At 62.0% G+C, this 20,860-nt stretch carries 19 protein-coding genes; 9 read left to right on the top strand and 10 right to left on the bottom strand.

From position 1 onward, the window contains the following. Positions 1-98: 98 nt before the first annotated feature. Positions 99-2,324 (bottom strand): NADP-dependent isocitrate dehydrogenase, encoded by a 2,226-nt coding sequence (locus B3P22_RS13025; protein WP_296271254.1) that lies wholly within the window; start codon positions 2,322-2,324, stop codon positions 99-101. A 357-nt stretch (positions 2,325-2,681) separates the two neighbouring features. On the opposite strand from B3P22_RS13025, the gene icd reads away from it, so the two are divergent. Continuing rightward, the gene (gene icd, locus B3P22_RS13020) at positions 2,682-3,938 is read left to right on the top strand and encodes an NADP-dependent isocitrate dehydrogenase (RefSeq protein WP_197855622.1); all 1,257 of its coding nucleotides are present in this window, start codon (positions 2,682-2,684) and stop codon (positions 3,936-3,938) included. A 90-nt stretch (positions 3,939-4,028) separates the two neighbouring features. Here icd and cspD read toward each other — a convergent pair whose 3' ends face one another. Then, positions 4,029-4,298, bottom strand: a complete 270-nt coding sequence (gene cspD / locus B3P22_RS13015) for a cold shock domain-containing protein CspD (RefSeq protein ID WP_197855623.1) — start codon at positions 4,296-4,298, stop codon at positions 4,029-4,031. Positions 4,299-4,529: 231 nt separating this feature from the next. Here cspD and clpS point away from each other — a divergent pair, with 231 nt between their 5' ends. Further along, positions 4,530-4,892, top strand: coding sequence for an ATP-dependent Clp protease adapter ClpS (gene clpS, locus B3P22_RS13010; RefSeq protein ID WP_275545011.1), 363 nt, complete (start codon positions 4,530-4,532; stop codon positions 4,890-4,892). Between the two features lie 29 nt (positions 4,893-4,921). Continuing rightward, positions 4,922-7,192, top strand: a complete 2,271-nt coding sequence (gene clpA / locus B3P22_RS13005; protein WP_296271253.1) for an ATP-dependent Clp protease ATP-binding subunit ClpA — start codon at positions 4,922-4,924, stop codon at positions 7,190-7,192. 89 nt (positions 7,193-7,281) lie between these two features. On the opposite strand, the gene infA is transcribed toward clpA, so the two are convergent. The 4 genes from infA to trxB form a co-directional block, all read right to left on the bottom strand. After that, the gene (infA, locus tag B3P22_RS13000; RefSeq protein ID WP_002553999.1) at positions 7,282-7,500 is read right to left on the bottom strand and encodes a translation initiation factor IF-1; all 219 of its coding nucleotides are present in this window, start codon (positions 7,498-7,500) and stop codon (positions 7,282-7,284) included. A gap of 137 nt (positions 7,501-7,637) precedes the next feature. Then, positions 7,638-8,345 (bottom strand): arginyltransferase, encoded by a 708-nt coding sequence (locus B3P22_RS12995; protein ID WP_275545013.1) that lies wholly within the window; start codon positions 8,343-8,345, stop codon positions 7,638-7,640. Between the two features lie 53 nt (positions 8,346-8,398). Further along, positions 8,399-9,079, bottom strand: coding sequence for a leucyl/phenylalanyl-tRNA--protein transferase (gene aat, locus B3P22_RS12990; protein WP_275545014.1), 681 nt, complete (start codon positions 9,077-9,079; stop codon positions 8,399-8,401). A gap of 50 nt (positions 9,080-9,129) precedes the next feature. Next, complete coding sequence (gene trxB / locus B3P22_RS12985; protein ID WP_275545015.1) at positions 9,130-10,080, bottom strand: thioredoxin-disulfide reductase; 951 nt, start codon at positions 10,078-10,080, stop codon at positions 9,130-9,132. 194 nt (positions 10,081-10,274) lie between these two features. Here trxB and ftsK point away from each other — a divergent pair, with 194 nt between their 5' ends. From ftsK to cysG, 6 genes are all read left to right on the top strand, one after another. Further along, positions 10,275-12,680, top strand: a complete 2,406-nt coding sequence (gene ftsK / locus B3P22_RS12980; RefSeq protein ID WP_275545016.1) for a DNA translocase FtsK — start codon at positions 10,275-10,277, stop codon at positions 12,678-12,680. A gap of 115 nt (positions 12,681-12,795) precedes the next feature. Further along, positions 12,796-13,422 carry an outer membrane lipoprotein chaperone LolA gene (lolA, locus tag B3P22_RS12975; protein WP_296271252.1) on the top strand — a complete coding sequence of 209 codons (627 nt, stop codon included), beginning with the start codon at positions 12,796-12,798 and terminating at the stop codon, positions 13,420-13,422. Between the two features lie 3 nt (positions 13,423-13,425). Continuing rightward, positions 13,426-14,751: a replication-associated recombination protein A gene (locus tag B3P22_RS12970; protein ID WP_296271251.1), complete on the top strand. Its 1,326-nt coding sequence runs from the start codon at positions 13,426-13,428 to the stop codon at positions 14,749-14,751. Beyond that, on the top strand, positions 14,748-15,128 hold the full coding sequence (crcB, locus tag B3P22_RS12965) for a fluoride efflux transporter CrcB (protein ID WP_296271250.1): 381 nt from the start codon (positions 14,748-14,750) through the stop codon (positions 15,126-15,128). Before B3P22_RS12970 ends, crcB begins: the two co-directional genes overlap by 4 nt. 123 nt (positions 15,129-15,251) lie before the next feature. Next, complete coding sequence (serS, locus tag B3P22_RS12960) at positions 15,252-16,532, top strand: serine--tRNA ligase (RefSeq protein WP_296271249.1); 1,281 nt, start codon at positions 15,252-15,254, stop codon at positions 16,530-16,532. A gap of 167 nt (positions 16,533-16,699) precedes the next feature. Further along, on the top strand, positions 16,700-18,088 hold the full coding sequence (cysG, locus tag B3P22_RS12955) for a siroheme synthase CysG (protein ID WP_296271248.1): 1,389 nt from the start codon (positions 16,700-16,702) through the stop codon (positions 18,086-18,088). An 88-nt stretch (positions 18,089-18,176) separates the two neighbouring features. Here the strand turns inward: cysG and B3P22_RS12950 are convergent, their stop codons facing one another. The 4 genes from B3P22_RS12950 to tusB all read right to left on the bottom strand — a co-directional run. Further along, positions 18,177-19,178, bottom strand: coding sequence for a glutathione S-transferase family protein (locus B3P22_RS12950; RefSeq protein ID WP_296271247.1), 1,002 nt, complete (start codon positions 19,176-19,178; stop codon positions 18,177-18,179). Between the two features lie 85 nt (positions 19,179-19,263). Then, complete coding sequence (locus tag B3P22_RS12945) at positions 19,264-20,247, bottom strand: glycosyl transferase family protein (RefSeq protein ID WP_296271246.1); 984 nt, start codon at positions 20,245-20,247, stop codon at positions 19,264-19,266. Further along, positions 20,244-20,579: a TusE/DsrC/DsvC family sulfur relay protein gene (locus B3P22_RS12940; protein ID WP_296271245.1), complete on the bottom strand. Its 336-nt coding sequence runs from the start codon at positions 20,577-20,579 to the stop codon at positions 20,244-20,246. Before B3P22_RS12940 ends, B3P22_RS12945 begins: the two co-directional genes overlap by 4 nt. After that, a partial coding sequence (gene tusB / locus B3P22_RS12935; RefSeq protein WP_296271244.1) for a sulfurtransferase complex subunit TusB occupies positions 20,576-20,860 on the bottom strand: 285 nt, incomplete at its 5' end. The genes B3P22_RS12940 and tusB, both read right to left, overlap by 4 nt.

Raw genomic sequence — 20,860 nt, 5'->3', positions numbered from 1 at the left:
CTGCTCGCGAAGCTTTTCGCGAGCAGAGCTCGCTCCTACGAGGATATCGGTATCCATAAATAAAGAACCCCGGCACCAGGCCGGGGTTCTTCTGACACTCAAGCCTTATCAGTCAGAGCAGCGTTGAAGGTGGCGCTGGGGCGCATCACCTTGCTGGTCAGCTCAGGGTTGGAGCGGTAGTAGCCACCGATTTCCGCCGGCTTGCCCTGTACGGCAGCCAGCTCGGCAACGATGGCTGCTTCCTGTTCGGTCAGCTGCTTGGCCAGCGGGGCGAAGTGAGCCTTCAGCGCCGCGTCGTCGTTCTGTTCGGCCAGGGCCTGTGCCCAGTACAGCGCCAGGTAGAAGTGGCTGCCACGGTTGTCGATCTCGCCGACCTTGCGCGCCGGGGACTTGTTGTTGTCCAGCAGCTTGCCGGTAGCCTGGTCGAGGGTCTTGCCCAGTACCTTGGCCTTGGCGTTGTTGGTCTTGATGCCGGTTTCTTCCAGCGACACGGCCAGGGCCAGGAACTCGCCCAGGGAATCCCAGCGCAGGTAGTTCTCTTCGACCAACTGCTGCACGTGCTTGGGCGCGGAACCGCCGGCGCCGGTTTCGTACATGCCGCCGCCCGCCATCAGCGGAACGATGGACAGCATCTTGGCCGAAGTACCCAGCTCCATGATCGGGAACAGGTCGGTCAGGTAGTCACGCAGCACGTTGCCGGTCACCGAGATGGTGTCCTGGCCGCGAATCATGCGCTCCATGGATACGCGGATGGCTTCGTTGTAGCCCATCATGCGGATGTCCAGACCGTTCAGGTCGTGATCCTTGAGGTACAGCTCGACCTTCTTCTGCAGCTCGCGATCGTGAGCACGCTCCGGGTCCAGCCAGAAGATGGCCGGGGTGTCGGACTGACGAGCGCGGGTAACGGCCAGCTTGACCCAATCGCGGATCGGCGCGTCCTTGGTCTGGCAGGCGCGCCAGATGTCGCCGGCTTCTACCTCATGTTGCATCAGCACGGTGCCGTCGGCGGCAACGACGCGCATGGTGCCGTCGGCTGTCATTTCGAAGGTCTTGTCGTGGGAACCGTATTCTTCGGCCTTCTGCGCCATCAGGCCGACGTTCGGCACGGTGCCCATGGTGGTCGGGTCGAAGGCACCATTGGTTTTGCAGAAGTTGATCATTTCCTGATAGATGCGAGCGTAGGTGCTCTCAGGCATGACGGCCTTGGTGTCTTTCTGCTTGCCGTCCTTGCCCCACATCTGACCGGAGTTGCGGATCATCGCCGGCATCGAGGCGTCGACGATCACGTCGCTCGGGATGTGCAGGTTGGTGATGCCCTTGACCGAGTCAACCATGGCCATTTCCGGGCGATGGCTATAAACCTCGTGGATGTCGTGGAGGATTTCTTCCTGCTGCGAGGCGGGCAGCGACTTGATCTTGTCGTAGACGCTGCTGATGCCGTTGTTCGGGTTGACGCCCAGTTCCTTGAACAGCTCGCCGTACTTGTCGAACACGTCCTTGTAGTAAACGCTGACGGCGTGGCCGAAGACGATCGGGTGGGAGACCTTCATCATGGTCGCCTTGACGTGCAGGGACCACATCACGCCGGTTTCCTTGCAGTCCTGCAGGGTCTTCTCGAAGAAGGCGCGCAGTTTGTTGCAGCTCATGAACATGCTGTCGAACACTTCGCCTTCCTGCAGGGCGAGTTGTTTCTTGACCTCGACCTTGCCGTCCTGGCCGACGAACTCGATGCGCACGTCACCGGCCTTGGCCATGGTGATCGACTGCTCGCTGGAGAAGAAGTCGCCGCCGCGCATGTAGTCGGCGTGGGACTGCGAAGCCATGCTCCACTTGCCCATGCTGTGCGGGTGCTTGCGGGCGTAGGCCTTGACCGCGGCCGGCGCGCGACGGTCGGAGTTGCCTTCACGCAGAACCGGGTTGACGGCGCTGCCCAGTACCTTGGCGTAGCGCGCACGCACTTCCTTGTCTTCTTCGCTCTGCGGATCTTCCGGGAAGTCCGGGATGTTGTAGCCCTGGGCCTGCAGCTCGGCGATGGCGGCCTTGAGCTGAGGGACAGAGGCACTGATGTTCGGCAGTTTGATGATGTTGGCGTCAGGCTGCAGGGTCAGCTCAGCCAGCTTGGCCAGGTCGTCATCGATGCGCTTGTCGGCGTCCAGACGGTCGGCAAAGCTCGCCAGGATTCGCCCAGCAAGAGAGATGTCGCGGGTTTCAACGGAGATGTCAGCCGAGGCGGCAAAGGCTTCCACGATGGGCAGAAGCGAATAGGTGGCAAGGGCCGGGGCTTCGTCGGTGAAGGTGTAGATGATCTTCGAAGGGGTGGACATTTAGCGTTAACTCTCTTCTTTGCTGAGCGCGCATAGAAACTCGACCTGCGCGTGTGGCGCGAACTCCGGGATGGTGGAGCTGGGTCGAGGACTCGCCGCGGTGATGTTGGATGCACCCGTAGAGTGTCGAACGTTTCGATCCGGCGGACGATGGTGTATCCCCGCCGGCTTCAAGAGGCTGCTATCCGGTTCCGGACAGGCCGCCCCTTATGACTCGTTAGTCACCTAAGCAGTATACCACTGCGGCGCCTCGCCGCAGAATGCCCAGTTGCATAAGACCTTTGCACATGTGTCTCGTGGAGCGGTTTGCGCTACTCTCGGGGATGCACACTGTCTAACCACGAGATGGAGTCCAGCATGGGATACCAAAAGATCCAGGTGCCAGCCAGCGGTGACAAAATCACCGTCAACGCCGATATGTCCTTGAGCGTTCCAGACAATCCGATCATCCCGTTCATCGAGGGTGATGGTATCGGCGTCGATATTTCTCCGGTGATGATCAAGGTGGTCGACGCTGCCGTCGAAAAAGCCTATGGCGGCGCCCGCAAGATTTCCTGGATGGAAGTTTATGCCGGCGAGAAGGCCACCCAGGTTTACGACCAGGACACCTGGCTGCCGAAAGAAACCCTCGAGGCCGTGCGTGATTACGTGGTCTCGATCAAAGGCCCGCTGACCACGCCTGTAGGTGGTGGCATCCGTTCATTGAACGTGGCCCTGCGTCAGGAGCTCGACCTGTATGTTTGCCTGCGTCCGGTGCGCTGGTTCGAGGGCGTGCCCAGCCCAGTGAAAAAGCCGGGTGACGTGGACATGGTGATCTTCCGCGAGAACTCCGAGGACATCTACGCCGGTGTCGAGTGGAAGGCTGGCAGCCCCGAGGCTGAGAAAGTCATCAAGTTCCTCACCGAGGAAATGGGCGTCAAGAAGATTCGCTTCACCGACATGTGCGGTATCGGCATCAAGCCGGTTTCCGAAGCCGGCACCAAGCGCCTGGTGCGCAAGGCGCTGCAGTATGCGGTAGACAATGACCGCAGTTCGGTGACCCTGGTGCACAAAGGCAACATCATGAAGTTCACCGAAGGTGCCTTCAAGGAATGGGGCTACGAGATCGCTCGCGAAGAGTTCGGCGCCGAGTTGCTCGATGGCGGCCCGTGGATGCAGTTCAAGAATCCGCGCACCGGCAAGAACATCGTGGTCAAGGACGTGATCGCCGACGCCATGCTGCAACAGATCCTGCTGCGTCCTGCCGAGTATGACGTGATCGCCACGCTCAACCTCAATGGCGACTATCTGTCCGATGCGCTGGCAGCCGAGGTCGGTGGCATCGGCATCGCGCCCGGCGCCAACCTGTCCGATTCGGTGGCCATGTTCGAGGCGACTCACGGTACTGCGCCCAAGTACGCCGGTCAGGACAAGGTCAACCCCGGCTCGGTCATCCTTTCCGCCGAGATGATGTTGCGCCACATGGGTTGGGGGGAAGCCGCCGACCTGATCATCAAAGGCACCAACGGCGCCATCTCCGCCAAGACGGTGACCTATGACTTCGAGCGTTTGATGGAGGGAGCGAAGCTGATGTCCTGCTCCGAATTCGGCGATGCGATGATCAGCCATATGTAAGCTGATTCAGAGGCATAAAGAAGGCCGGTCACATGACCGGCCTTCTCGTATCCGGCACTTCGCCTTGATAAGGCCGTGGCGCTGGAATGCTCAAGCTTCGACTGTGCTTTCGATACTCTGCGTCTGGGTGACCGCCACGGGGGCATCCTGAGTGGCGCTAGCTGCGCTGATATTGACCGCATGCAGTCCTTTGGGGCCTTGCACGATTTCGAAGCGGACCGGCTGGCCGGCCTTGAGTGTCTTGTATCCGTCCATCTGGATGGCCGAGTAGTGGGCGAACAGGTCCTCATCTCGGCCGTCGGCCAAAATGAATCCATAACCTTTGGCGTTGTTGAACCACTTGACCTTACCGCTGAGCATGCTGATATCCCTCTGCAAAGGACTCCATCTCTGGAGTATCATCCACTTCGATTCCGCGCGATAACCAACCAGGCTGGGCGAAGGCGTGGAATCCCTGATACCCGCTGATGGGTATTCTTTTGTTGTAACACCCTTTTGCCGTTAGTCAAGGCTATACGGCGGATGGCTGAGAAGTCAGTCAAAATCCCTCTAGCATCCCCGTTCGCCCGGCCTTGAACCTCTAATTTCAGCATGCATGCAAGTAGCCAGATTCGACTAACATTCAATCAGGATCACCCGGCAGAGCATGAGGATGACTCCTCTGGTATTGCTGTTGAGGAATCCAAGCCAGCATTGCAGGCACCACCGATGTACAAGGTGGTCTTATTCAATGACGACTACACCCCAATGGATTTCGTCGTCGAAGTGCTTGAAACATTTTTCGGCATGAACCGGGAGCTGGCGACCAAGATCATGCTGGCCGTCCATACAGAAGGGCGTGCGGTATGTGGTGTTTACACCCGCGATATTGCTGAGACCAAGGCGATGCAGGTTAATCAGTACGCGCGAGAAAGTCAGCATCCGCTACTCTGTGAAATAGAGAAGGACGGTTAACGCCGGCCTCTTGGGTATGAGGTGAAGCTATGTTGAATCGAGAGCTCGAAGTCACCCTCAATCTGGCTTTCAAGGAGGCCCGTGCCAAGCGTCATGAGTTCATGACGGTCGAGCACCTGCTGCTCGCCTTGCTGGATAACGAGGCGGCGGCCAGCGTTTTAAGGGCCTGCGGGGCCAACCTCGACAAGCTGCGCCATGATCTGCAGGAGTTCATCGACTCCACTACGCCATTGATCCCTCAGCACGATGAGGACCGCGAAACCCAGCCGACCCTGGGCTTCCAGCGTGTGCTGCAGCGTGCGGTGTTCCACGTGCAGAGTTCCGGCAAGCGAGAAGTGACCGGCGCCAACGTGCTCGTGGCGATCTTCAGCGAGCAGGAAAGTCAGGCGGTGTTCCTGCTCAAGCAGCAGAGCGTCGCCCGTATCGACGTGGTCAACTACATCGCCCATGGCATCTCCAAGGTGCCGGGACATGGCGAGCACCATGAAAACGATCAGGACATGCAGGATGAGGAGGGCGGCGAGTCTTCCGCGTCCGGCAATCCGCTGGATGCCTACGCCAGCAATCTCAACGACCTGGCCCGCCAGGGGCGTATCGATCCGCTGGTCGGGCGTGAGCACGAGGTCGAGCGCGTCGCGCAGATTCTCGCGCGCCGGCGCAAGAACAACCCGCTGCTGGTAGGCGAGGCTGGCGTCGGCAAGACTGCCATCGCCGAAGGCCTGGCCAAGCGCATCGTCGACGAGCAGGTGCCGGATCTGCTGGCCGACAGCGTCGTGTATTCGCTTGATCTCGGCGCGCTGCTGGCTGGCACCAAGTACCGCGGCGACTTCGAGAAGCGCCTCAAGGCGCTGCTCAACGAGGTGCGCAAGCGCCCGCACGCCATCCTCTTCATCGACGAGATTCACACTATCATCGGTGCCGGCGCCGCGTCGGGCGGGGTCATGGATGCGTCCAACCTGCTCAAGCCGATGCTGTCCTCTGGCGAGATTCGCTGTATCGGTTCCACTACCTTCCAGGAATTTCGCGGCATCTTCGAGAAGGACCGCGCTTTGGCTCGGCGCTTCCAGAAGGTCGACGTGGTCGAGCCGTCGGTGGACGATACCTACGGCATCCTCAAGGGGCTCAAGGCACGTTTCGAGCAACACCACCACATCGAGTACAGCGACGAAGCCCTGCGGGCCGCGGCCGAGCTGGCTGCGCGTTACATCAATGACCGGCACATGCCGGACAAGGCCATCGACGTGATCGACGAGGCCGGCGCCTATCAGCGCCTGCAGCCGGAAGACAAGCGTGTGGCGCGTATCGATGTCGCGCAGGTCGAGGACATCGTCGCTAAGATCGCGCGCATTCCGCCGAAGCACGTCTCCAGCTCCGACAAGGAGTTGCTGCGTAATCTGGAGCGGGATCTGAAGCTCACCGTGTTCGGTCAGGACGCCGCCATCGATTCGCTGGCTACCGCGATCAAGCTGTCGCGTGCGGGCCTGAAGGCGCCGGACAAGCCGGTCGGTTCCTTCCTCTTCGCCGGTCCCACCGGCGTGGGCAAGACCGAGGCTGCGCGGCAGTTGGCCAAGGCCATGGGCATCGAGCTGGTGCGCTTCGACATGTCCGAGTACATGGAGCGCCATACCGTCTCTCGCCTGATTGGCGCGCCGCCCGGTTATGTCGGTTTCGATCAGGGTGGTCTGCTGACCGAGGCGATCACCAAGCAGCCGCACTGCGTGCTGCTGCTCGATGAGATAGAGAAGGCGCATCCGGAAGTCTTCAACCTGCTGCTGCAGGTGATGGACCACGGCACGCTGACCGACAACAACGGGCGCAAGGCGGACTTCCGCAACGTGATCCTGATCATGACCACCAACGCCGGTGCGGAAACCGCGTCGCGTGCATCGATCGGTTTCACGCAGCAGGATCACTCCACCGATGCCATGGAAGTCATCAAGAAGAGCTTCACACCGGAGTTCCGCAACCGCCTGGACACCATCATCCAGTTCGGTCGCCTGAGTCACGAAGTCATCAAGAGCATCGTCGACAAGTTCCTTACCGAACTGCAGGCGCAGCTGGAAGACAAGCGTGTCACGCTGGAGGTCAGCGACGCGGCGCGCAGCTGGCTGGCCGAACGTGGTTACGATGTGATGATGGGCGCACGACCGATGGCGCGTTTGATCCAGGATAAGATCAAGCGTCCGCTGGCAGAGGAAATCCTCTTCGGCGAACTGGCCGAGCATGGCGGCGTGGTGCACGTCGACATCAAGGATGGCGAACCCAGCTTCGAGTTCGAGACGGCGGCGGAGGTCGCCTGATCGAATGGTCGCTCACTGAAAGCCTGTGGCTTTCGGTGAGCCAACGAAAACGCCCGGCATAGGCCGGGCGTTTTCGTTTGGTGCTTGGCTTAACGGGCGCGGTAGGTAATGCGACCCTTGCTCAAGTCATAAGGCGTCAGCTCAACGCGCACCTTGTCACCAGTGAGAATGCGGATGTAGTTCTTGCGCATCTTGCCGGAGATGTGCGCGGTAACGACGTGCCCGTTTTCCAACTCCACGCGGAACATGGTGTTGGGCAGGGTGTCGACGACAGTGCCTTCCATTTCGAAGCTGTCTTCTTTCGACATGCAGTAAAGCCCTCGGTATCCAGGAAATGGCCCGGTGCAACTGGCGCCAGGCAAAAGCGGCGTGCATTGTGCCCGAAAACAGGGGGCTGCGCCAAGGGGCTTGGATTGTCGAGCTGGTCGGACGGTGTTGCCAGGGGCTAGGTCAGCAGTGTCCAGCGCTGATTGACGAAAAGTTCGATAGGACGGTACTGGGTTTTGTAGTTCATCTTGCGGCAGTTCTTGATCCAGTAGCCGAGATAGACGGCGCCCAGCCCCTGGCGTGCGGTCTCGCCGATCTGCCAGAGAATGGCGAAACGACCCAGGCTGCGGCGCTCTTCGGCAGGGTCGTAGAAGGTATAGACCGCCGACAGACCATTCGGCAGAAGATCGGTGACGGCAATCGCGACCAGCCGGCCGTGCAGGCGGAATTCATAGAAGCGTGAAAAGGGCAGGTCGCGCACCAGGAAGGTGGAGAACTGATCACGGCTGGGCGGGTACATGTCGCCGTCGGCGTGGCGCTGCTCGATATAGCGTACGTAGAGATCGTAATACTCCTCGGTGAACGCCGGGCGTACGCAGTGAACGACAATATCTTCATTGCGCTTGAGGATGCGCCGCTGTTGCCGGTTGGGCGTGAAGCGCGCGGCCGGGATGCGCGCCGGGATGCAGGCGGTGCATTGCTGGCAATGCGGGCGGTAGAGGTGATCGCCGCTACGGCGAAAGCCCAGCTCTGACAGTTCGGCATAGACCAGCACGTCCATGGGCTGACTGGGGTCGAGAAACAGGGTGGTGGCCTGTTCTTCCGGCAGATAGCTGCAAGGATGAGGTTGAGTGGCGTAGAACTTCAGGCGGGCCAGCTCGGTCATGGCGAAATCTCGAAAAAGCCTGCCTAGAGTGTAAGCCAGGCTTGGCTGCGCGACTAGGCAAGCCAGTCAGCTTGGCTCGGCAGGTCGAGATGGCGCTGCAGATAGTCGGCGAAACGAGCGCGCGGTATGGCTCTGGCGCCAAAGCTATGCAGGTGCTGCGTGGGCATCTGGCAGTCGATGAGTACGAAATCCCATTGCCGCAGCTTGCCGACGAGCGTAGCGAAGCCGACCTTGGACGCGTTGTCGGCGCGGCTGAACATGGACTCGCCGAAGAATAGCTGGCCCATGGCCAGGCCATAAAGGCCGCCGACCAGCTCGTCTTCCAGCCAGACCTCGACTGAATGAGCGATGCCGCGTTCATGCAGCTGCAGATAGGCCTCCTGCATGCCGCGGGTGATCCAGGTGCCGTCGGCGTAAGCGCGGGGCTCGGCGCAGGCGGCGATGACGGCGGCGAAATCCTGATCGAAGGTGACGCGGTAGCGCTGCTGGCGCAGCAGTTTGGCCAGGCTGCGGGAGACGTGCAGCTCATCGGGAAAGAGAACGGTGCGCGGATCCGGCGACCACCAGAGAATCGGCTGCCCGTCCTGGAACCAGGGGAAGCAGCCGTGGCGGTAGGCACTGACCAGGCGGTCTGCACTCAGGTCGCCGCCAGCGGCGAGCAGGCCATTCGGCTCGTGCATGGCTTTGGCCAGGGGAGGGAAATCCAGTGAATCGCGTTGCAGCCAGGTCAGCATGCGTCAGAGCCCGGAGGAGGGGAGGGCGGACGTCGTCCGCCCTCCTGGCATCAATGGTCTTCGAGGAACTTTTCGACGTCCAGTGCGGCCATGCAGCCAGCGCCAGCCGAGGTGATGGCCTGGCGGTAGACGTGGTCAGCCACGTCGCCGGCGGCGAATACGCCCTCGATGCTGGTGGCGGTCGCATTGCCTTCGCTGCCGCCCTTGATCTTCAGGTAGCCGTCATGCATGTCCAGTTGGCCGACGAACAGCTCGGTGTTGGGTTTGTGGCCGATGGCGATGAATACGCCGGCCAGATCCAGCTCCTTGCTGCTGCCATCGAGGGTGCTTTTCAGGCGTACGCCGGTCACGCCGCTCTGGTCGCCGAGCACTTCATCCAGGGTGTGGTTCCAGTGCAGGCGCATGTTGCCGTTCTCGACCTTGTCGAACAGCTTGTCCTGGAGGATCTTCTCCGAACGCAGCTTGTCGCGGCGGTGTACCAGGTGCACTTCCTTGGCGATGTTCGAGAGATACAGCGCCTCTTCGACGGCGGTATTGCCGCCGCCGATCACCGCGACCACCTGGTTGCGATAGAAGAAGCCGTCGCAGGTGGCGCAGGCGGAGACGCCCTTGCCGGCGAAGGCTTCTTCCGATGGCAGGCCGAGGTACTGGGCGCTGGCACCGGTGGCGATGATCAGGGCGTCGCAGCTGTAGGTGCCGCTATCGCCCTTGAGTACGAAGGGGCGGCTCTGCAACTCGGCGGTATGGATGTGGTCGTAGATGATCTCGGTGTCGAAGCGTTCGGCGTGCTTTTGCATGCGCTCCATCAGCGCCGGGCCAGTGAGGCCTTCGACGTCACCCGGCCAGTTGTCCACTTCGGTTGTAGTGGTGAGTTGGCCGCCAGGCTGGATGCCGGTGATCACAACGGGTTTGAGGTTGGCACGCGCGGCATAAACCGCTGCGCTGTAACCGGCTGGGCCGGAACCCAGGATGATCAGGCGGGAATGCTTGACTTCGCTCATAAAAAAACCCCATAAGCCTTTGTCACAAAAGAGAATGCGTGCTCCAATTGAGCCGCATGGAAGCTGCTGGCGGCTATGCTACACCGAAGCAGGGCAGGTGCGGGAGCACGCTGATTGGCCTACTCGTCAGGCTCACCCTACAATAGGCCGCTTGTGCGGTTAACCATCAGATGGACGCGCCAGGGGCGCAGGAAATGGCTGTTTTGAAGAATCCCACCACCCAGATCACCGATTGGCGCCAGAAACTTCAGTATCGACTGAAGGAAGGCGCATTGATCGCCCTGGGTGCGATGTTTCTGTATCTGCTGATGGCACTGTTGACCTACAACGTGTCGGATCCCGCCTGGGACAACAGCGTACAGGTCGAGCGCATCATCAATGCCGGCGGCAGCATCGGCGCCTGGCTATCCAGTGCGCTGTTCGGTGCTCTGGGTTACTTCGCCTATATCTTCCCGCTTTTGCTGGCCGCCAAGACCTGGCAGGTCTTTCGCACCCGCAATCAACCCTGGCATTGGAATGGCTGGCTGTTTTCCTGGCACAGCATCGGCCTGGTTTTCCTGATCCTTTCCGGCGCCGTATTGGCCCACATTCACTTCGATCCGGCTGCCGGAATGCAAGGCTCCGGTGGCGGCATGCTGGGCGCGAGCCTGGGTGAGCTGGCGAAGGATGCGCTCAACATCGAGGGCAGCACGCTGCTGTTCCTGGCGCTTTTCCTGTTCGGTCTGACCGTATTCACCGACCTGTCCTGGTTCCGCGTAATGGACCTCACGGGCAAGATCACCCTCGATCTGATCGAGCTGATTCACGGCGCCATCACCGGTTGGTGGAACGCCCGCAACGAGCGCAAGCAGATGAAGATTCAGCTGCGCGAGCTGGACGAGCGGGTCACCGAGGTGGCCGCGCCGGTGGTGTCCGACCGTCGCGAGCAGGCCAAGGTCAAGGAGCGCCTGATCGAGCGCGAAGAGTCGCTGAGCAAGCACATGAGCGAGCGCGAGAAGCGCCCGGCACCTGTGATCACCCCGCCCGCGCCGCCGAAAGCGGCCGAGCCGAGCAAGCGGGTACTCAAGGAAAAGCAGGCGCCGCTGTTCGTCGATACTGCCGTCGAAGGCAGCCTGCCGCCGATTTCCATCCTCGACGTCGCCGAGAAGAAGCAGAAGCAGTTCTCGCCCGAGTCGCTGGAGGCCATGTCGCGCCTGTTGGAGATCAAACTCAAGGAGTTCGGTGTCGACGTGGTGGTCGAGTCTGTGCATCCCGGCCCGGTGATTACCCGTTTCGAGATCCAGCCCGCGGCCGGAGTCAAGGTCAGCCGCATCTCCAACCTGGCCAAGGACCTGGCGCGTTCGATGGCCATGGTCAGCGTGCGCGTGGTCGAGGTGATTCCCGGCAAGACCACCGTGGGCATCGAGGTGCCCAACGAGGATCGGCAGATCGTGCGCTTCTCCGAAGTGCTGTCTTCGAGCGAGTACGACGATGCCAAGTCGCCGGTGACCCTGGCGCTGGGCCACGATATCGGCGGACGCCCGGTGATCGCCGACCTGGCCAAGATGCCGCACCTGCTGGTGGCCGGTACCACCGGCTCCGGTAAGTCGGTGGGCGTCAACGCGATGATTCTGTCGGTGCTGTTCAAGTCCACGCCTGAAGAGGCGCGCATGATCATGATCGACCCGAAGATGCTCGAACTGTCGATCTACGAAGGTATTCCGCACCTGCTGTGTCCGGTTGTCACCGACATGAAGGAGGCGGCCAACGCCCTGCGCTGGTCGGTGGCCGAGATGGAGCGTCGCTACAAGCTGATGGCGGCCATGGGCGTGCGCAACCTGGCGGGCTTCAACCGCAAGGTGAAGGACGCCATCGAGGCCGGCACGCCGCTGCATGATCCGCTCTACAAGCGCGAGTCGATGGAAGACGAGCCGCCGCATTTGAAAACGCTGCCGACCATCGTGGTAGTCGTGGACGAATTCGCCGACATGATGATGATCGTCGGCAAGAAGGTCGAAGAACTGATCGCGCGTATTGCGCAGAAGGCCCGTGCCGCCGGTATCCACCTGATTCTCGCCACCCAGCGTCCGTCGGTGGACGTGATCACCGGCCTGATCAAGGCCAACATCCCGACCCGCATGGCCTTCCAGGTATCGAGCAAGATCGACTCGCGCACCATTCTCGATCAGGGTGGCGCCGAACAGTTGCTTGGTCACGGTGACATGCTCTATCTGCCGCCCGGCACCGGCCTGCCGATCCGCGTGCACGGCGCCTTCGTCTCTGACGACGAGGTGCATCGCGTGGTCGAGGCGTGGAAGCAGCGCGGTGCGCCGGATTACATCGAGGACATCCTCGCCGGCGTCGAGGAGAGCGGCAGCGGCTTCGAAGGTGGCGGTGGCGAAGGCGGCGAGGGCAGCGAGGAAGACCCACTGTACGACGAAGCCGTCAATTTCGTGCTGGAAAGCCGCCGCGCCTCCATTTCCGCCGTGCAGCGCAAGCTGAAGATCGGCTACAACCGCGCCGCGCGCATGATCGAAGCGATGGAAATGGCCGGCGTGGTCAGTTCGATGAATACCAATGGTTCGCGCGAGGTGCTCGCGCCCGGTTCATCGCGCGACTGAACGCGGATAAACCGCCGAATTGGCGGTCTACAGGATTCACGGCAGCTCAGGTGCTGCCGAGCAGTACGGGGTGCGGAGCCGCCCCGTCATTCTCATACGGACTCAAGGGGTTTATATGCGTGTTATTCGCCTGCTGATGCTGGCCGCTCTGAGCTTTACCCTGCTAACCGCCCAGGCTGATGAAGAGGCGGCCACCAAGCGCCTGACCGAACTGCTCAACCAGGCGCAGACCATCAACGCCCGTTTTTCCCAACTGACTCTGGATGCAAGCGGCACCCAGCTGCAGGAAACCGCCGGCGAGCTGATGCTCAAGCGCCCTGGCCTGTTCCGCTGGCACACCGACCAGCCGATGGAGCAACTGCTGGTGTCCAATGGTGAAAAGGTCTGGCTGTACGACCCGGACCTGGAGCAGGTGACCATCCAGACCCTCGACCAGCGTATGACCCACACCCCGGCCTTGTTGCTGTCCGGCGATGTGTCGCAGATTCGCGAGAACTTCGAGATCGACTACAAGGAAGGCGGCAGCGTGGTCGACTTCATCCTCAAGCCCAAGGCCAAGGACAGCCTGTTCGACAGCCTGCGCCTGTCGTTCCGCAACCGCGTACTCAACGACATGCAGCTGATCGACAGCATCGGCCAGCGCACCAACATCCTGTTCCTCAATGTGAAGATGAACGAGCCGGTCGATGACGGCCAGTTCACTTTCGACATTCCGGAAGGCGCGGACGTCATCCAGGAGTAACGCGTGGATCTGTTCGGTCGCCAACCCGTCGCGCAGCCCCTGGCTGCGCGTTTGCGTGCTACCAGTCTGGATGAATACGTCGGCCAGGAGCACGTGCTGGGGCCGGGCAAACCGCTGCGTGAGGCGTTGGAGCAGGGCGCCCTGCACTCGATGATCTTCTGGGGGCCGCCCGGGGTAGGCAAAACCACCCTGGCGCGGCTGCTTGCCAAGGTCACCGATGCGCATTTCGAGACCATTTCCGCCGTTTTGTCCGGCGTGAAGGAGATCCGCCAGGCTGTCGAGGTGGCCCAGCAGCATGCCGCGCAGTACGGCCGTCGCACCATTCTCTTCGTCGACGAAGTGCATCGCTTCAACAAGAGCCAGCAGGACGCCTTCCTGCCTTACGTCGAAGATGGCACGCTGATTTTCATCGGTGCGACCACCGAGAATCCCTCTTTCGAACTGAACAACGCGCTGCTGTCGCGCGCGCGCGTCTATGTTCTCAAGAGTCTCGATGAAACGGCCATGCGCAAGCTGGTCAATCGCGCCCTGAGCGATCCGAAAGGTTTGGGCGATCGCCACCTGAGCCTGCCGGACGACGCCTTCCAGATTCTTCTGGCTGCCGCCGATGGCGATGGTCGGCGCCTGCTCAACTTCCTCGAGAACGCCGTCGACCTGGCTGAAGACGATGGCGAGATTGGCGTCGAGCTGCTGCAGAATCTGCTGGGCGACAGCCGTCGTCGCTTCGACAAGGGCGGCGAGGCGTTCTATGACCAGATTTCCGCCCTGCACAAGTCGGTGCGTGGCTCCAGCCCGGACGGCGCACTGTACTGGTACGCGCGCATGCTCGACGGCGGCTGCGACCCGCTCTATATCGCCCGGCGCGTGGTGCGCATGGCCAGCGAGGACATCGGCAATGCCGATCCGCGTGCCCTGACCCTGTGCCTCAATGCCTGGGACGTGCAGGAGCGCTTGGGCAGCCCGGAAGGCGAGCTGGCCGTGGCCCAGGCCATCGTCTATCTGGCCTGCGCGCCGAAAAGTAACGCGGTCTATACGGCCTTCAAGGCAGCCATGCGTGATGCCGCCGAGCAGGGTTCGCAGGAGGTTCCGCTGCACCTGCGCAATGCCCCGACCAAACTGATGAAGCAGCTCGGCTATGGCGATGAGTACCGCTATGCCCATGACGAGTCGGATGCCTACGCGGCGGGCGAGGATTACTTCCCCGAGAACCTGCAGCCGCGTCAGTACTACGACCCCGTGCCGCGTGGCCTGGAGCTGAAGATTCGCGACAAGCTGCAGCATTTGCGTAACCTGGATGCCGCAAGCCCGAGGCGAAGGAGAGCGCCATGATTCGCGTGGCGCTTGCCGTAGCCGCCGGGGGCGCGGTTGGCTCGGTGATGCGGTTTCTGGCTTCCAGCTGGGTCGCCGCCAATTGGCCGCGGCATTTTTATCTGGGCACCTTTGCCGTCAACGTTATTGGTTGTCTGTTGATCGGCTTGTTGTCAGGCCTGTTTCTCACGCGTACCGAGCTGCCACTGGAGCTGCGCACGGGATTGATTACCGGCGTGCTGGGCGGCTTCACCACTTTTTCATCCTTCAGCCTGGAAATCATGAAACTGATCGAGGGTGGGCGCGCGCTCGAAGCGCTCGGCTACCTGGCGTTCAGCATCATCGGCGGCTTGCTGGCGGCCTGGGCCGGTTTGAGCCTGGCTCGTCTGGCGGCTTGACCTGCCGGCAGGCTGTTGAAAAGAACGCAGGTGGTTTTTCAACAGCCTGCTAAGGCTTTACACTCCACAACCCGCGCCACAGTGCTGGCCATCATCATTTCGCCGTTGTCTTGAGACCCGAACATGCTCGATTCCAAACTCGTCCGCACGCAACTCTCCGAAATCGCCGAACGCCTCGCTACCCGCGGCTTCGCCCTCGACGTCGCTCGCTTCGAGGCCCTGGAGAGTCAGCGCAAGTCGGTGCAGGTGCGCACCGAGCAGCTGCAGGCCGAGCGCAACAGCCGTTCCAAGTCGATCGGCCAGGCCAAGGCGCGTGGCGAAGACATCGCGCCGCTGCTGGCGGAAGTCGATCAGATGGGCAGCGACCTGGAAGCCGGCAAGCGTGAGCTGGACGCCATCCAGAACGAGCTGGACAACCTGCTGCTGAACATCCCCAACCTGCCGCACGAGTCCGTGCCGGTCGGTGCCGACGAAGACGGCAACGTCGAGGTGGCGCGCTGGGGCACGCCGCGCACCTTCGATTTCGAGGTCAAAGATCATGTCGCCCTCGGCGAACAGCACGGCTGGCTGGACTTCGAAACCGCCGCCAAGCTGTCCGGCGCACGTTTCGCTCTGCTGCGCGGCCCCATCGCGCGCCTGCACCGCGCCCTGGCGCAATTCATGATCAACCTGCACACCGGCGAGCACGGTTACGAAGAGGCCTACACGCCTTATCTGGTACAGGCTCCGGCGCTGCAAGGCACCGGCCAGCTGCCGAAATTCGAGGAAGACTTGTTCAAGATCCGTCGTGAAGACCAGGCCGATCTGTACCTGATCCCGACTGCCGAAGTTTCGCTGACCAATATCGTCGCCGGCGAAATTCTCGATGCCAAACAGCTGCCATTGAAGTTCGTCGCGCACACGCCGTGCTTCCGCAGTGAGGCCGGCGCTTCCGGTCGCGATACCCGCGGCATGATCCGCCAGCACCAGTTCGACAAGGTCGAGATGGTGCAGATCGTCGAGCCGTCCAAGTCCTTCGAGGCGCTGGAAGGCATGACCGCCAACGCCGAGCGTGTGCTGCAACTGCTGGAATTGCCGTATCGCAAGTTGGCGCTGTGCACCGGCGACATGGGCTTCTCTGCGGTGAAAACCTACGACCTCGAAGTCTGGGTGCCGAGCCAGGACAAGTACCGCGAGATTTCCTCCTGCTCCAATTGCGGCGACTTCCAGGCGCGCCGCATGCAGGCACGTTACCGCAACCCGGAAACCGGCAAGCCGGAGCTGGTGCACACCCTCAACGGTTCCGGCCTGGCGGTCGGTCGTACCTTGGTAGCGGTGCTGGAGAACTACCAGCAGGCTGACGGCAGCATCCGCGTGCCCGAGGTGCTCAAACCCTATATGGGCGGCATTGAGGTGATCGGCTAAGCCTGATCGTTTTGCACATACGGGGTGGCAATAGCCGCCCCGTTTTTTGCGCGGCAGGCTGGCGATGGGCGCCGTAATTACAGCGCGCCCATTACCGGCGTCCATCAGTGGCGCGTACACGCACCTTGCGATCCAGCCGCTCACTTTCTGCTTACGAGGCACGACTCATGCAATTCCTTCCGCTGTTCCACAAGCTGCAGGATCGCCCGGTACTGGTGATCGGTGGTGGCGAGGTCGCGTTGCGCAAGGCACGCCTGCTGAGCGATGCCGGAGCACGTCTGCGCGTCGTGGCGCCCGAGATTCGTAGCGAGCTTCAGGAGCTGGCCGGGGCCGAGGGCTGTTTCCTGCGCGGCTATGCGAGCAGCGATCTACAAGGCATCTCTCTGGTCATCGCCGCCACCGATGACGTGCCGCTCAACGCGCAGATTTCCGCCGAGGCCCAGGCGCTGGGCATTCCGGTCAACGTGGTGGACGCGCCGGCGCTGTGCAGCGTGATCTTCCCGGCCATCGTCGACCGCTCGCCGCTGATCGTCGCGGTCAGCAGCGGCGGCGATGCGCCAGTGTTGGCCAGGCTGATCCGCGCCAAGATCGAGACCTGGATTCCGGCCACCTATGGCCAGCTGGCCAACCTGGGCAAGCGCTTTCGCGAGCGGGTCAAGCAGCTGTTTCCCGATGTGCAGCAGCGCCGGGTGTTCTGGGAGGACGTCTTCCAGGGGCAGATCGCCGAGAGCGTGTTTGCCGGCAAGCCGGAAGAGGGCGAGCGCCTGCTGGAGGAACGTCTGGCCGGTGCGGCGCCACGTGCGCTGGGCGAGGTCTATCTGGTCGGCGCCGGCCCGGGCGATCCCGACCTGCTGACCTTCCGTGCCCTGCGTCTGATGCAGCAGGCCGATGTGGTGCTCTACGACCGTCTGGTGGCGCCGGCCATCATCGAGCTGTGCCGGCGCGATGCCGAGCGTATCTACGTCGGCAAGCGCCGCGCCGATCACGCTGTGCCACAGGAGCAGATCAACCAGCTACTCATCGATCTGGCACACCAGGGCAAGCGCGTGCTGCGCCTGAAGGGCGGCGATCCGTTCATCTTCGGCCGCGGTGGCGAAGAGATCGAACAGCTGGCCGCCGAGGACATTCCATTTCAGGTGGTGCCGGGTATTACTGCGGCCTCGGGGTGCGCGGCCTATGCCGGGATTCCGCTGACCCATCGCGATCATGCGCAGTCGGTGCGTTTCGTCACCGGTCACCTCAAGGATGGCAGCAGCAACCTGCCCTGGGAGGATCTGGTGGCGCCCGGCCAGACGCTGGTGTTCTACATGGGCCTGGTGGGGTTGCCGGGTATCTGCGAACAGCTGATCGCGCATGGCCGCTCAGGAGCAACGCCGGCAGCACTGGTGCAGCAGGGCACCACGCAGAATCAGCGGGTCTTTACCGGCACGCTGGAAACCCTGCCGGAGCTGGTGGCCGAACACGAAGTGCACGCGCCCACCCTGGTGATCGTCGGGGAAGTGGTGACATTGCGTGACAAGCTGGCCTGGTTCGAAGGCGCTCAAGGCAGCATCTGACGCAGGCAGGGTGGATCGCGCATCATCGATCCACCGCGGCTGGGCATCGGTGGATGAAAAAAGCGTCATCCACCCTACGACCTGGCTCTCAGCTTTTTCGCCACACACCCTTGCCTGGCAGGCGCTGGCGATCATGCGCGCGCGTGAAGTCCTGCTGCGGCCCCTTGGGGATCACGCCTGTAGGATTGATGGTGGCGTGGCTGGCGTAGTAGTGCGACTTGATATGAGTGAAGTCCACCGTCTCGGCGATACCCGGCCACTGATACAGCTCACGCAACCAGTTGGAAAGGTTCGGGTAATCCTCGATGCGCCGCAGGTTGCACTTGAAGTGCCCGTGATAGACGGCATCGAAGCGAATCACTGTGGTGAACAGACGAATGTCCGCTTCGGTGAGGTACTCGCCTGCCAGGTAGCGATTCTCATCGAGCAGTGATTCCAGCTCATCGAGCATGGCGAACAGCTCGTCGAAGGCTTCTTCGTAGGCTTCCTGGGTGGTGGCGAAGCCGGCGCGGTAGACGCCGTTGTTCACCGCCGGGTAGATACGCTCGTTGAGCTGGTCGATACGTGCGCGTAGCGGCTCCGGGTAGAAGTCCAGGTTATTGCCGGTCAGGCCGTCGAATGCGCTGTTGAACATGCGGATGATCTCCGCCGATTCGTTGCTGACGATGCCGCCGCTCTGTTTGTCCCACAGCGCAGGTACGGTCACGCGGCCGGTGTAGTTGCCGTCGTCGCTCGTGTAGCGCTGGTGCATGTAACTCAGGTTGTCGAGGTGGTCACCGCTGGAGCCGGTTTCACGGTCGAAGGTCCAGCCATGCTCGCGCATCAGCCAGCTGACCACCGAGACGTCGATCAGCGATTCCAGGCCTTTGAGTTTGCGCAGGATCAGCGTGCGGTGCGCCCAAGGGCACGCCAGCGAAACGTAAAGGTGATAGCGGCCCGCTTCGGCCTTGAAGCCGCCGTTGCCACTGGGACCAGGGCTGCCGTCTGCGGTTACCCAGTTGCGGCGTTGCGCGCTTTCGCGCTGGAAGCGGCCACTGTTGCCGGTGTTGTACCACTGGTCATGCCAGCGTCCATCGATCAACAAGCCCATAACGCTTGCCTCCGTTCTGAATGAACCCGAAGTCTAGCGTTATGAAGTTGATTGAAAGGTGGAAAAAGCTGGCTGAAAAGATCGATCAGTTAGATTGAAAGCGTGTGTCCCAGCGTTGCTGTGCTTGCTGGAAAGCCTCATCGCGGGCCATGCCCAGCCCACGTAGCGCGGTGGCCATGGTGGCGATCACGGCCAGGTGGCCGTAGGCGTCCTCTTGCTCGCCCCGCCAGAACGCGCCCATTACGTCCGGATCGAGCCGCTCGGGCTTGACGTGGCGCTGTGCCGAGAGCGCTGGCCATTCCTCGTCCCAGTCCGCGCCGTTACACGTGCCGTACAGATGGCAGGCCACGTCCGGATTGACCTCGATCTCGCCACCTTCGCCCTTGATCACGATGGCCTCGTCGCCCAGCAGTCGACTGGCCTCGCGGTGCACGGCCTGGTAGCCGGGGTGAAAGATGCTCTGCAGCCCGCAGCTGGCACCGAGCGGGTTGATGATGCGCGCCAGGGAGTGAATCGGCGAGCGCAGGCCGAGGGTGTTGCGCAAGTCGATCATGCGCTGCAGCGCTGGCATCCAGTCACCCAGGTAGCTGTAGGCCAGGCCGTGTTGGTCGAGCGCGACTGCCACGCTTTGCCAGTCACGGCAGCAGGGGATATCCAGCATTGCCAACAGCTGCTCGGTATACAGGCGCCCGGCGGTATGCGCGCCGCCACCGTGCATGAAAATGCGCACGCCACTAGCGGCCAGCGCCTTGGCCGCCAGCAGGTACCAGGGTAGGTGACGCTTCTTGCCGGCGTAGCTGGGCCAGTCCAGGTCGACCTGGATGGCGGGCGCGGCCAGTCGTGGGCGGATGGCTTCGGTGAAACCGGCAAGCTCCTCGGCGCTTTCCTCCTTGTGCCGCAGCAGCATCAGGAAGGCGCCGAGTTGAGTGTCCTCGACCTTGCCGTCGAGCAGCATACCCATGGCTTCGCGGGCCTCCTCGCGGGTCAGGCCGCGTGCGCCGCGCTTGCCCTTGCCAAGCGTGCGCACGAACAGGGCGAAAGGGTGTTCTTCGGGCGTGATCAGGTTCATAGGCAATTGGTCGGTTTCGGCAGGCCGGCGAGCTTGGCGGCGAGTTTGGCGGGCGTGCCCTTGAACAGGCGGTTGAGGTGCAAGCTGTTGCCCTTGTCGGGGCCGAGCTTGAGCGCCACGTACTTGATCAAGGGGCGATTGGCCGGTGATAGCTGGAATTCTGCGTAGAACGCGCGCAGCAGTTCGAGAATATCCCAGTGTTCATCGCTCAGTTGCAGTTCTTCTGCAGCGGCCAGCGCTTCGGCAACGGGGCGTGACCAGTCCTGTAGCTCGACCAGGTAGCCGTCCTTGTCCAGGGCGATATCGCGTCCGCCGACGTTCAAGCTGTTCATAACCAGCTGTTGACCTTGGCGTAGCGGGTGCAGAACTCGACGAATGCCGGGTAATCCACGAACTGCACGCGCTCAGGCGATTGCAGACCGCGTCCGGCGAGGTCCTCGTCCAGGGCATATAGCGCAACGCTGGCTGGCATCAGCTGCAGCGACTGCAGGTTGGCGGTGCCGGGTTGCAGCGCGTATACTGCATCGCCGCTGAGCCGCAGCAGGTCGGCGCAGCACAGCAGGCGCAGGCAACTGGCCAGGCGGCAGACGGCTAAAGGCGAATGGGTAAGAAG

This window comes from Pseudomonas sp. UBA6323, from assembly GCF_002439135.1.
GTDB lineage: Bacteria > Pseudomonadota > Gammaproteobacteria > Pseudomonadales > Pseudomonadaceae > Aquipseudomonas.
Note: the sequence above shows the minus strand (reverse complement) of the source record. Positions and strands in the feature narration are given on the sequence as shown.